At 52.0% G+C, this 11,954-nt stretch carries 11 protein-coding genes; 7 read left to right on the top strand and 4 right to left on the bottom strand.

From position 1 onward, the window contains the following. The first annotated feature begins 1 nt into the window (after position 1). On the top strand, positions 2–991 hold the full coding sequence (locus GTN70_07255; protein ID NIO16781.1) for a 3-dehydroquinate synthase II: 990 nt from the start codon (positions 2–4) through the stop codon (positions 989–991). A gap of 141 nt (positions 992–1,132) precedes the next feature. Beyond that, positions 1,133–1,321, top strand: a complete 189-nt coding sequence (tatA, locus tag GTN70_07250; GenBank protein ID NIO16780.1) for a twin-arginine translocase TatA/TatE family subunit — start codon at positions 1,133–1,135, stop codon at positions 1,319–1,321. A 78-nt stretch (positions 1,322–1,399) separates the two neighbouring features. On the opposite strand, the gene GTN70_07245 is transcribed toward tatA, so the two are convergent. The 4 genes from GTN70_07245 to tatB all read right to left on the bottom strand — a co-directional run bounded on the left by GTN70_07245 (position 1,400) and on the right by tatB (position 4,768). Next, a complete protein-coding gene (locus GTN70_07245; protein ID NIO16779.1) occupies positions 1,400–3,019 on the bottom strand; it encodes a DUF3426 domain-containing protein in 1,620 nt (539 codons plus the stop codon). Then, a complete protein-coding gene (gene hpt / locus GTN70_07240; protein NIO16778.1) occupies positions 3,019–3,579 on the bottom strand; it encodes a hypoxanthine phosphoribosyltransferase in 561 nt (186 codons plus the stop codon). Before hpt ends, GTN70_07245 begins: the two co-directional genes overlap by 1 nt. A 111-nt stretch (positions 3,580–3,690) precedes the next feature. Beyond that, on the bottom strand, positions 3,691–4,431 hold the full coding sequence (gene tatC / locus GTN70_07235) for a twin-arginine translocase subunit TatC (protein NIO16777.1): 741 nt from the start codon (positions 4,429–4,431) through the stop codon (positions 3,691–3,693). Further along, positions 4,421–4,768 carry a twin-arginine translocase subunit TatB gene (gene tatB / locus GTN70_07230; protein NIO16776.1) on the bottom strand — a complete coding sequence of 116 codons (348 nt, stop codon included), beginning with the start codon at positions 4,766–4,768 and terminating at the stop codon, positions 4,421–4,423. Before tatB ends, tatC begins: the two co-directional genes overlap by 11 nt. Positions 4,769–5,022: 254 nt before the next feature. Here tatB and GTN70_07225 point away from each other — a divergent pair, with 254 nt between their 5' ends. From GTN70_07225 to GTN70_07205, 5 genes are read left to right on the top strand one after another with little or no spacing between them, the layout of a single operon-like run. Then, complete coding sequence (locus tag GTN70_07225; GenBank protein ID NIO16775.1) at positions 5,023–8,091, top strand: hypothetical protein; 3,069 nt, start codon at positions 5,023–5,025, stop codon at positions 8,089–8,091. Further along, the gene (locus tag GTN70_07220) at positions 8,069–9,334 is read left to right on the top strand and encodes a hypothetical protein (GenBank protein NIO16774.1); all 1,266 of its coding nucleotides are present in this window, start codon (positions 8,069–8,071) and stop codon (positions 9,332–9,334) included. The genes GTN70_07225 and GTN70_07220 overlap by 23 nt, the downstream gene beginning before the upstream one ends. Before the next feature lies 1 nt (position 9,335). Next, positions 9,336–10,076: a metallophosphoesterase gene (locus GTN70_07215; GenBank protein ID NIO16773.1), complete on the top strand. Its 741-nt coding sequence runs from the start codon at positions 9,336–9,338 to the stop codon at positions 10,074–10,076. Then, a complete protein-coding gene (locus tag GTN70_07210; GenBank protein ID NIO16772.1) occupies positions 10,076–10,495 on the top strand; it encodes a hypothetical protein in 420 nt (139 codons plus the stop codon). The genes GTN70_07215 and GTN70_07210 overlap by 1 nt, the downstream gene beginning before the upstream one ends. 8 nt (positions 10,496–10,503) lie before the next feature. Then, on the top strand, positions 10,504–11,952 hold the full coding sequence (locus GTN70_07205) for an RNA-splicing ligase RtcB (GenBank protein ID NIO16771.1): 1,449 nt from the start codon (positions 10,504–10,506) through the stop codon (positions 11,950–11,952). Positions 11,953–11,954: the final 2 nt, after the last annotated feature.

Here is an 11,954-nt window from a genome sequence, read left to right as displayed (position 1 = left end):
GATGGAGTTCTGGGTAAGGAGCATACCGTATGACAAAGAAATAATAACCTTTGCTCTCGAGCGGGGGGTATCGACGTTCTGGGTCCCCGAAGAGTCTGTCACGGAGGTAAAAAAACTGGGAAGGGTAACGGTTGTGGCAAATAGCGGAGACGTCAGGCCCGGCGTGGACTTCATGGTCTGCGAGATTAAAGACCGGGGAAACCTCGAAGAGATAGAGTCCCTTCCGCCCGACACGTTGATTTACATCGAGGCGAAGAGAAATGAGATCATTCCCCTCGAAAACCTCGTGGCAATGGGGAAAAAGGTCATCGTGCCGGTGAAGAGCGAAGACGACCTCCGGGTTTTTTCGGGAGTCCTCGAAAAGGGCGTGTGGGGGATCCTTTTTGATCTGCATTCCCCCGGTGATCTCTCCTTCCTTCTTTCCCGGTTCGATGAATGGAAGATATCCCTTGATCTGAGAAAAGGGGTCATCACCGAGGTGACCGTCCTGGGGCTGGGCGACAGAGTTTGCGTTGACACCTGCACACTTATGAGAGGTGCTGTCGGCATGCTCGTAGGTAACTCCTCGCGGGGCTTTTTCCTTGTCTCTGCGGAGAATGTGGCATCAGAGTATGTGAGTGAGAGGCCCTTCAGGGTGAATGCCGGTGCCGTGCATATGTACACGCTGCTGCCATCGGGGAGGACGGGCTATCTCTCGGAAATCTCTGCAGGAAGCCAGGTTCTCACCGTTGGAAGCGATGGGACCGGCGAGGTTGCCTGGGTCGGCCGGTCGAAGATAGAGAAAAGGCCCCTTATCCTGGTCAAGGGAGACGTTGAGGGGAGGGAAGTTTCGGCGATACTTCAGAACGCGGAAACGATACGGCTCGTTTCCCCCCAGGGCGAGCAGATATCAATAGCCGACATCAGGAGGGGAACGGAGGTCATGTGCTACCTGGATGATGGGGCGAGGCACTTCGGGATGAAAATAGAGGAAACGGTGGAGGAGAGGTGATTGCCCGTCGGATAAGTGGGCAACCCGGGCCTTTCTTCCCTTTAACGGGAAGGACCTATAGCTTATTCGGATCGATTAATTAGTCTTTCCATATCATTTTTTTAACTGGTACAATAAACATACGGATAGCGGAGGAAATTTATGTTCGGATTAGGTTTGCCGGAACTGCTCATCATTCTGGTTATCGTGGTCCTCATTTTCGGTGCCGGAAAGCTTCCTCAGATAGGGGCGGGTCTGGGTCAAGCGATCGGGAATTTCAAGAAAGCAATCAAGGATTCGAAGTCAATAGATGTTACTCCCAAGGATGATGAGGAGAAAAAAAAAGAGTGAACGCCTCCTAGCCCGCACAAAGAAGTCGATTCCCACATATTTTTGCGTGTTCCCCCGGTCCTTTTCCACGCGTGCTGGCTATTCGATGCTCTCCACTTTGTAGGCCTCTATTTTTTCCGGCAGGTCGAAAAAGACGATCATAAACGGCACCGATGAGCCGGGCTGAATGTCTATGTTTGAGAGGTTTTTTCCGAGCTTGTTCTGGAGGGCTTCTTCGATAGCTCTTTTGGAGGAATTTTTAAGGATTTTGTTCCCGAGGAGGTTTCCGGCATAAACGGTTTTATCCCTGAGAACGTTGCTCCTCTCATCGAGCAGCTGACCTTTCAGGACAATCCCGCTGTTTACGGTATTTGAGAGATTGACAACGTCTCCTTTTATGATGAAGATTTTACCCTCATTCTGGTTTGTGTCATAGTAACCGATGAGGTTTGTGATATCGAACTGGCCCACGGATACTCCGCCTTTCATGCCCAATAGAGCGCGCACCTGGGGTGCATATTTGATTATCAATGCATTTCCCGGCTCCGTAAAAGCAAGGTATGCCCCTCCCCCTGCAATGGCGATGAGAAAAACAAGGAGCACGAGGAGGAATCCTGCGATTTTTGATTTTCTCCCCCTCCTGACATATGTCTTCGGGACGTACTCATAGGGAGAAGCTGTCTCATGCGAAATCGGCTCCGAAATGTCGATATGCATATCTGATATATCCCCTTCCGGAAACGATATGTCACCTTTGATTTTTTCTTCTTCCTGCATCAGGGTTTCTGCAGGGGATTCCATCAGGGAGTCGGCAGAAACAGATGGATGATATTCGTGGTCAGCCTCCCCCTCGTCTTGTGAGGGTTCCCTGCTTATGGCGCTGGTGAAGTCCAGGGAATCTTCAAAATCGATTTTCGTATCCTGAAGTTTTAGGTCGAAATCCTCTTTTGCCTCCGTTACTTCCGCGTCCTTGCTGATAAAATCGAGTGTTTCGCCGGCAGTCATGATTTGGGGGTCTTCGGCATCTTCTCCTCTTACTCCCTCTTTTTCCTCCTCTTTGCCGAAGGGGAATCCTTCTGTTATTGCTTCCTCCTCATCATCAGAGGCTGTCGTCTCCTTTCTTTGAGTTCCTTCAAATTCCGTGTAATCCGCTGATTCCGGCAATATTTGGGATTCATCCCTGAGAGAGCCGAGAAACTTCTCGAAAGCCATGTCCATGTCGTCTTGCCCTGCATCCTCTCTTTGCATATCCCCCGGAACCGGTTCTGTCACGGTGTCTATGCCGTCCTCCTCGGGCGCTGTATCGTGTGCGGAGGGCAACCCTTCCGTTGCGTTTTCTGCCGGAATGCCCTCTCCGTGCGGCAAATCTTCCCCCGGGGCCTGGGGGGCAGAAAGGAGAGCCTCGCCTGTATCTTCCGCAGCGGGCGCCGAAACGTCCTCAGCAACCTCCTGCTCTGTTTCGTATTGTTCGGAAGGCGGGGCGGGCGGCTCTGCCGGGGCCGTATCCCGCTGTTCTTCAGAAGCTTCCTCCTCCATCTGTTTTTTCAGCTCTTCTGCCTGGATACCGCTTATGAACTCACCCTTTAAATGTTCGTATTCGGGCTTCATGACGATTATGTAATCCGAGCACTTTCTGCATTTTACCCTCGCCCCTTTTCCCGCTATCTTGTCTTCGTTGAGCCGGTACTTCGTCTTGCAACTGTCACACTGAATTATCATCAATTGCCTCCTGCTCTAGGTGTCTGTATGGCATCCTCTAGATAGAGAAGGATGTCTTTTATGTTACGGTATTTTTCAGAAAAGTCCATACCATATCCTATGATGAAGCCGGATTCGATTTCAAATCCAACGTAGTCGATTTTCAGGGTTCCCTTGCGTCGCCCCCTTTTGTCGACGAGGGAGCAGATTTTCAGGGAAGAAGGATTTTTCCCCGCGATGTACCCGACGATAGAATCGAATGTTGCACCCGTGTCTACAATGTCCTCGACGATAATTACGTCCCTGTTCGCAACATCGATGGAGAGGTCTTTCGTAATGATGGGGGACCTGTCCGGCGCGGTTTTTTTTCCGTAGGAAGAGACACCGAGGAAGTCTATCTCTACGTCGACTCCCTCTATGCTCCGCACGAGGTCTGCAAGAAAGATGAAGGCCCCTTTTAAGATTCCGATCAAAACCGGCGTCTTGCCACGGTAGTCCTGTGAGATCTGCTTGGCTAATTCCTTGACTTTGAGCTCTATTTCCCCGGATGGGAAAAGTATTTTGAATTTGTCCCTGCCCATGTATATATAGCGATCTTCAGGTGGCTATATCTAAATATAGTAAAATTGTGGCACGCGTACAAGCCAACAGATGTATTCGACTTTTCACCTCCATGGGAGAAATTTCCTTCTTTAGGATCCTTTCAGGTTTTTCAGGTACATTTTCTCGCCCAGTTTTGCAAGCAGCATGCTCACCTCGAAGATTGAGAAGAGGGGAAACCCGACGATCAACTGAGAGATGATGTCAGGAGGGGTAATGATCGCTGCGATTATAAAGGAGAGGAGGAAATAGAACTTCCTTGCCCCCTTGAAGAACTCACTTCTCAGCAGCCCGATCTTCGCGAGGTAAAATGAAGTAACCGGGATCTCGAAGATCACCCCGAATATCAAAAACAGCCTTATCACAACGGAAACAGAGCTCTTTATCGTCGGCATCGGCTTGATGAGCTCCTTTCCAAAGGACAGCAGGAAGGGAAAAAGAACGGGGAGAATGATAAAGTAGCAAAACAGGATTCCCAGAAAAAGTGCCAGGACGGCCATGGAGACAAACTGAATTGTGGCTTTTTTCTCCCTGCTGTAAAGGCCGGGGACAACGAACATCCACAGCTGGTAGAAGACATAGGGGCTGGCAATGACAAGGCCGCTCAAAATTGAAATTTTTATGTAAGCGATAAACGCCTCGGTGAGATTGACGAAAACGAGTGTCGAACCTTCGGGTATCGAGGACAGAAGGGGTTTCAGCAAAACTTCGAGTATCTTTTCCGCAAAGATGTAAGATATGATTGCCAGTCCGAAAACGGCGACAAGGGCTTTTATCAGTCTCTTCCGAAGCTCTTCAAGGTGTTCGGTGATCGGTAATTTCTCATCCTTCATCGGGGGAGCTGGACTCCTTCCCTAACCCATCGGCCTTCTCTTCATCCTCTTCCTTGTGATCCAGTGCTTTCTCCAGGTCTCCTACATCCTTTTTGACTTCTCTGTGAATGTCGTTGCCCAATTCCCTCAATTTTTCCATCTCTTCCTTCAACTCCGATTTCAGCTCTTCCTCCTCGACAACATCCTCGAAGCTTTTCTTGACTTCGTCAGCTGCTTTTTTGAATTCTGCAAACCCTTTGCCCAGGCTCCTTGCGAGGTCAGGCAATTTCTTGGGCCCGAAAAAAATGAGGGCAATAAGAAGAATCAGGAGGATTTCTTGAAATCCGATTCCAAACATCTCTCCCCCGAAATTTGAGTTGCACCTGTAATTATAAATCCAAACAGCCGGTATTTGGGAATATATTTTCCCCGGATTCAATGGAGAGAGGGCCTCGGCGGGATATGTCGGTCTTCCGGGATAAAAAAATGGCGGGAGTCGGCCGTACCGGGAAAAACTTTTTCCCGATGATTTTTTTTTCTCTTGAGATGCAAACTCTGCCTTGAGTGGGGTAAAATACTATATTTAACTGGTATACACAGGAGGAGGGTAAGATGCGGGCATACCTGGGGATAGATGCGGGGACGTCCTATCTCAAATCGTCACTGCTCATCCCTGCAGATACTCATTTTCCACCCGGTTCAATACCTCCCCACACGGGATATCTTGATGTTTCCCGGGGAAGGGTTTACTTCCTGGAATGCGTCAGGTTTTTCGGCGAGCCTCTGAAGACCGTCGAGGACCATTTGCGAACCTGCCTCGATATGCTGGATAAAATCGGCTGTCAGGTGATCCTCTGTTCGACGGGGAGATTGGGAAAAACTGTTGCGAATCATTTCGGAGGCTACTATGAAAACGAATTTGGTTCGATAGCGAGCGCAGTTTCGGAATGCTTCCCTGAAGCCAATGCCGTTTTTGAAATTGGTGCCGAGACCTCTAAGTTCATAAGCCTCAAGAGGGAAAAGGAAGGACAGCTCATCATAGACGAGTACGGAACGAATGGAGAATGTGCAGCGGGAACGGGATCTTTCATAGATCAGCAGGCGTCGAGGATGAAAGTCGAAGTGGAAACTATCGGGGAAAATGTAAGAGACGTGAAGCATGCGGCCCGGATAGCGGGAAGATGTTCGGTATTTGCGAAGACGGACATGGTTCACGCCCAGCAAAAGGGAGCCACTCCCGAGCAGATATTGAAAGGGCTCATGATCGCCGTCGCGAGGAACTTCAAGAGCAACGTGTTCCGGGGAAGAAAGCTGGTCCCTCCGGTGCTCTTTCTCGGCGGTGTGGCGGGAAACAGAGGCGTATTTGACGCCCTGGTAGAAACGTTCCAGTTGAGGGAAGGGGATATTATCCGTCCCCCCCACTACCGCCACTACTCTGCTGCGGGCGTTGCGATGCTCGTGTCGGGAAAATGCAAGGAGGCGGAAGAGCCGGTTCTCAGAGAGAAAGGAATAAAAGTGGCAGCGCAGCAAAGGAGCACGCAATCCCAGCCCCCTCTGGTCCGGGACAATGTCGTCTTTCTGAGAAATAACGAGAACAGGGCTGCTCATGAAATGGCTGCCATCCCGGGAAGGGATGTCTTCATCGGCATAGACGTGGGATCGGTGAGCACGAACTTTGCCGTGGTGGACAACGATGGGAAAGTTATCGAGGAGGTGTATGTCGGCACCGATGGAAGACCCGTTTACGTGGTTTCGAAAAACATGAGGGAATTGGGCGGCAAACTGCAGGGGAAGGTTCACGTTCGGGGGATTGCGACTACCGGTTCGGGAAGGGAGTTGATCGGCGAACTCGTGGGGGCCGATGTGATCATCGATGAGATCACCGCCCACAAGACGGGCGCATCATTTGTTTCCATGCAGTCCTTCGGAAGCAGGGTGGATACTATTTTCGAGATCGGCGGCCAGGATTCGAAATTCATATCCATAAGGGACGGTGTCGTCGTCGATTTTGCCATGAACGATGCCTGTGCTGCGGGAACGGGCTCGTTCCTCGAGGAGCAGGCGACAAAAATAGGGGTGAAAATTAAGGACGAATTTGCCGCGCTCGCCTTCTCCTCTAAAAATCCCCTTCGGCTCGGAGAGCGGTGCACGGTATTCATGGAGCAGGACGTGAGCAGCTTCATGAAGAAGGGGGCGGTGAAGGAAGACATCGTTGCAGGGCTCGCATACGCGGTCGTCATCAATTACCTGAACAGAGTCGTGAGAGGAAGGCCCCTGGGAGAGAGGATATTTTTCCAGGGAGGGACGGCCTACAACGACTCTGTTGCCGCCGCTTTTTCCATAATACTGGGGAAACAGGTAATAGTCCCTCCCCATAACGGGGTCATGGGGGCGATTGGAGCCGCACTCGTGGCAAAGGAGAAGTTCGAGAGGGTGGGCGAGGTTACCAAGTTCAGAGGATTTGACCTGGATGGATTGAGGCTCGACCGAAGAGAGTTCCTCTGTAAGGGGTGCTCAAACGAATGCGAGGTAAAGGAGATTACCATCGAAGGGGAAAAGACCTACTGGGGAGATAAGTGCTCGGAGCGCTTCAGAAAGCCGCCTAAGGTACCGGTCAGGCCGAAATCGGAAGACCTCCTGGCGTACAAGGTTTCCCTCTTGAACGGTTACCTCGACGAGGGTGGTGAGAGAGGGAAATATCTGGCTGCTGTTCCGCGGTCCCTCTACTTTTACGAGAGATTTCCCTTCTGGCATGGTTTTTTCAAACACCTCGATGTTTCTCTCAGGGCGACGCCAAACACCTCGAGAAGGATCGCAGAAAAGGGCTTCGATGTCTCTCTCTCAGAGCCCTGTTTTCCCGTCAAAGCCGCCCTGGGTCATGTATCTTTCATGATGAAGGAGATGGAAGACGCGGATTTCTATTTCCTTCCAAACGTAATAAACGCCGAGTACAGAAAGAAAACGACGGAAACCCATTACTGCCCGTGGGGACAAACCCTGCCCTTTGTGGTTTCAGCGAACCCCGAGCTTGCTAAATACATGAATTCAAAGGTTCTATCCCCAACGATATATTTCCGGGACGGGGAAAAGTTCGTGACGAATGACCTGTACAGTTCTTTCAGAAAATTCGGCTGGAAAAAGTCGGCCATACGGGACGCCATACAATCAGGGTACGAGAGTTATGACGAGTTCCTGGAAAAGATCAGGGGGGCAGGAGAAAGGGCGCTGAGAGAGATCGATGCAAATGGGGGCAAGGCCATATTGCTGCTGGGAAGGCCCTACAATATCTACGACAGGGAGATGAACCTCAATATTCCCTCAAAAATCAGGGAGCACTACGGGCTGGATGTCGTCCCCTATGAGTTTATCCCGCACCTTGATGATATCGACATCCACGATCTGAACTGGAATATGTTCTGGAACCTCGGGGGCAAGCTGATCAAGGCCGCCAGGTGGGCAAAGGACAGGGAAAACATGAGCGTCATCTTCATAACCAACTTCAATTGCGGTCCCGACTCTTTTATCCGCCATTACATTGAGCAGGCTTCAGGCAGGCCCTTCCTGATACTTCAGTTTGACGGGCACGGCAACGACGCCGGGTACATGACCCGAATAGAGGCACACCTGGATAGCAGAGGTGTGATGAGGTGGTGGAGAGATGGTGAAGCAAAGAGGGCTTGAGAATCGAAAAATTTTCATCCATCCCATGACCTACACTGGAGCGAGGGCCATGGCGGCGGTTCTGCAGTCTCTTAACCTGGACGGCAGGGTCATCGGGCCCTCCGATGAGAAGACCCAGGAACTGGGAGCGATGCATGCTTCCGGCGAGGAGTGTTATCCCCTGAAGATCACGGCGGGAGACATATTGAAACTCTTTCTCGTCGATGGGCACAAACCCGAGGAGACGGCCATTTTGTTCCCCACATCGAACGGCCCCTGCAGGTTCGGGCAGTATGCCCCATTCATGCAGAAAATACTCGCCGAAAGCGGCCTCGGGGACGTGGAAATTATCTCCCCCAGTTGCGAGGACGGATACGGAAGCTTTGAAAAATACGTCGGCAGGATCATGAAGCCTGCCTGGCTTGGGATCGTGGCTGCCGACATATTGAGGAAACTGCTGCTGATGTACAGGCCATACGAGGTCAACGAGGGCGAGGCGGATAGGCTCTTCGAAATAGCTCTCGATGCAATATGCGAGACCATAAGAGCCCACGGGAAGCGGCCAGATAAGTGCATCAGTTATCTCAAGATGGCTTTTGTGAAAATAAGGGACGATTTCGACCGCATGCCCGTGAAGCGGGAAAAAAGACCTCTCATCGGTGTAGTCGGCGAGATTTTCTGCAGGCTGAACAGGTACAGCAACATGGATGTCATCAGGAAAGTCGAAGCGCTGGGAGGGGAGGCATGGCAGAGCGACGTGGCCGAGTGGATATGGTACACGGACAGGGAGAACGAAAGGGGCTTAAAGAGGCTGGGAAAAGGTTTTTCAAAGGACATGGCTGCGGCCAAACTGAAGTATTACTACCAGAAAAAGACAGAGCATGCGCTCTACTCTCCCTTCAAAGAGACTTTCATCGGAAGGGAGGAGCCCGGAGACGTGATGGATATACTCAGGCTCGCAAGTCCCTACCTCTCCCAGGGGGGGGCTCTGGGAGAGATGATTCTCAGCGTCGGGAAAGCGGTTTACTATCACCGAAAAGGGGCAAAGGGCGTTATCGACATAAGTCCCTTCTCGTGTATGAACGGAATCGTATCTGAGTCGATCTATTACAAGCTCTCAGGGGACCTTGGGGGGATGCCGATAAAGATTTTCTATTTCGACGAAACCCACCGGGATATTGAGTATGACCTCGAGATATTCATGGACATCGCCGGAGATTTCGGAGGAGGCGAAAGGGTGGTTCCGGCTGGCAGGGTCTCCTGAAATGAAGGTTGCCGTCATATCGGACGTTCATTCCAACCTTGAAGCCCTCACGGCTGTGGTTGAGGACGCGAAGAAAAGAGGCGCTGAGCAGCTCTGGTGTCTGGGCGATGTTGTCGGTTACAATGCCGACCCCGACCAGTGCTGTGAAATCGTAAAAGACAGGTGCAGCATAGCGATCATGGGAAACCACGACAGCGCCGTTGTCGGTAACACCGAGCCCTCCCACTTCAACAGGGTGGCGAAAGAGGCGGTGATGTGGTCGAGGAAAGTACTGAAACGCTCCAACATGGAGTTTCTCAAGAGGTTGAGGAGCGCCGTTGTTTTTGACGATACCGTACTCATCGTCCACGGAGCCCCTTCGGATCCCGACAGGTATATCCTTTCCGAAGAGGCAGCTAAAAGTGAGTTATTGTACATGGTACGCAATCTCAAGAGGAAGGTGTGTTTTTTTGGCCACACCCATTTTCCCCTGGCATACAAGATAGGCCCCGACGGAAAATTTTCTTCCTATCGGGGAGAGGGATCCATCACCCTGGAGGAGGACTCGAGCTACCTGGTAAATCCCGGCTCGACGGGACAGCCAAGGGACGGCGATGTAAGGGCGTCATACGTCATGTTCGATCGGGATAAAATGGTGGTGACCTGGGTCAGGGCTCCCTACGATATAAAAACCTGCCAGGAAAAGATAATGACCGCCGGTTTGCCCCCCTTCCTGGCAGAGAGGCTCGAGGCTGGATACTGATGGCTGGCTACAAGGTCCTTCCCCACACGGCGGACCTCAAGATTCTCATCGAGGCCGCGTCGCTGGAGGAGCTGTTTGCCCGGGCAGGGGAGTCACTGGTGAGCATCATCGTTGACAGAAGGCGGGTCAGGAAAGCCGGTAAAAAAGAGGCCTTCGTAGAAGGCGCGGGTATCGAGGATCTCTTCTTTAACTTTCTGCGGTGGGTGCATTTTCAGTTTTACGGCGAGGGCTTCCTGATCAGATCCATAAACGGTAAGCTGGAGAGAGGCGAATGTATATACCGCCCGGAAGCCTGGGGAGAGCCTTTTCACGAGGGCAGGCATGTCCTCAAAACTGAGATTAAAGCGGTAACCTATCATGACCTGAGGGTCGAAAAAAGCGCTGAGGGGTACATGGCAACCTTCATCCTCGACGTGTAGGGGGAGTCATGAAGTTCGAAGGCATTGAGCTGGTAAAAGTAAACGATTACATGTGGGAAATTCCAAAGGCCGGCAAAATGAAGGTTCCCGGTGTTGTGTTTTCCTCCAGGGAAATGCTCCAGGACATCGTGAAGGATGATAGCCTCCGGCAGGTTGTGAACGTGGCGCACCTTCCGGGTATCGAAAAATACAGCATTGCCATGCCCGACATCCATCGCGGATACGGTTTCCCCATCGGTGGGGTTGCGGCAATGGACATGGACAGGGGGGTCATAAGCCCCGGGGGCGTGGGATATGACATCAACTGCGGATGCAGGCTGTTGAGAAGCGACCTCGAACTCGAGGACATTGAACAACAGCTGGACAGGCTCGGAGCGGCGCTTTTTACGAACATACCATCCGGTGTCGGCTCGACGGGGAAGATAAGGCTCGGCAGGGCGGAGCAGAGAGACGTTCTCAGCCAGGGTGCGCGCTGGGTGGTCAAGCAGGGGTTCGGTTCCGAGGAAGACCTGGAAAGGACGGAAGATGGGGGGACTTTTCACGGCGCCGACCCCGACGTTGTTTCCGAAAAAGCCCTGAAAAGAGGGAGAGACCAGCTGGGAACTCTCGGCTCGGGCAACCATTTTCTCGAGATTGATCTGGTTGAGGAGATATATAACCCCGAAGCCGCCGATGCTTTCGGCTTGAGGGGGGGGCAGGTTGTCGTCCAGGTTCACTCAGGCTCCCGAGGCTTCGGTTACCAGGTGTGTGATGATTTCCTGGGCGAGATGGTCAGATACATGAGGGAAAAGGGTCTCGACCTTCCGGACAGGCAGCTTGCCTGCGCGCACATACAATCACCTGAGGGGAAAAGGTATTTAAAGGGACTCGCATGTGCAGCAAATTATGCATGGGCCAACAGGCAGGTCCTCAGCCACTTCACGAGGGAGACGTTTCAGCAGGTACTCCAGACGGGACCTGCCGGACTCGGGATGGACCTCGTGTATGACTGCGGTCACAACATAGTGAAGATAGAAAATCACGACGTGGGAGGGAAACAGAAGAAACTCCTCGTCCACAGGAAAGGATCAACCCGCTCACTGCCTGCAGGAAGGCCCGAGCTTCCCCCGGTATACAGGGACGTGGGGCAGCCGGTACTCATACCGGGAGATATGGGGCGAAGCTCATATGTGCTCGTGGGATCCGAGAATGCTCTGACTCTTTCTTTCGGAAGCACCTGCCACGGTGCGGGAAGAACGATGTCCAGGGCCAGCGCCAAGAGACAGTTCCGGAAAAGAGATATCAAGGGTGAACTCCTGAAGAGGGGTATAAGGGTTTTTGCGGCCGGGAGGGCAACCCTCTTGGAGGAAGTATCCGAAGCATACAAGGATGTGTCGGAGGTGGTTGAGGTCGTGCACAGGCTCGGCATTGCGGAAAAGGTGGCGAAACTCAAGCCACTTCTCGTTGTGAAGGGATAGGA

This window comes from Deltaproteobacteria bacterium, from assembly GCA_011773515.1.
Taxonomy (GTDB): domain Bacteria; phylum Desulfobacterota; class Deferrimicrobia; order J040; family J040; genus WVXK01.
The sequence above is the reverse complement of the archived record's forward strand: the minus strand, read 5'-3'. Positions and strand labels throughout refer to the sequence as shown.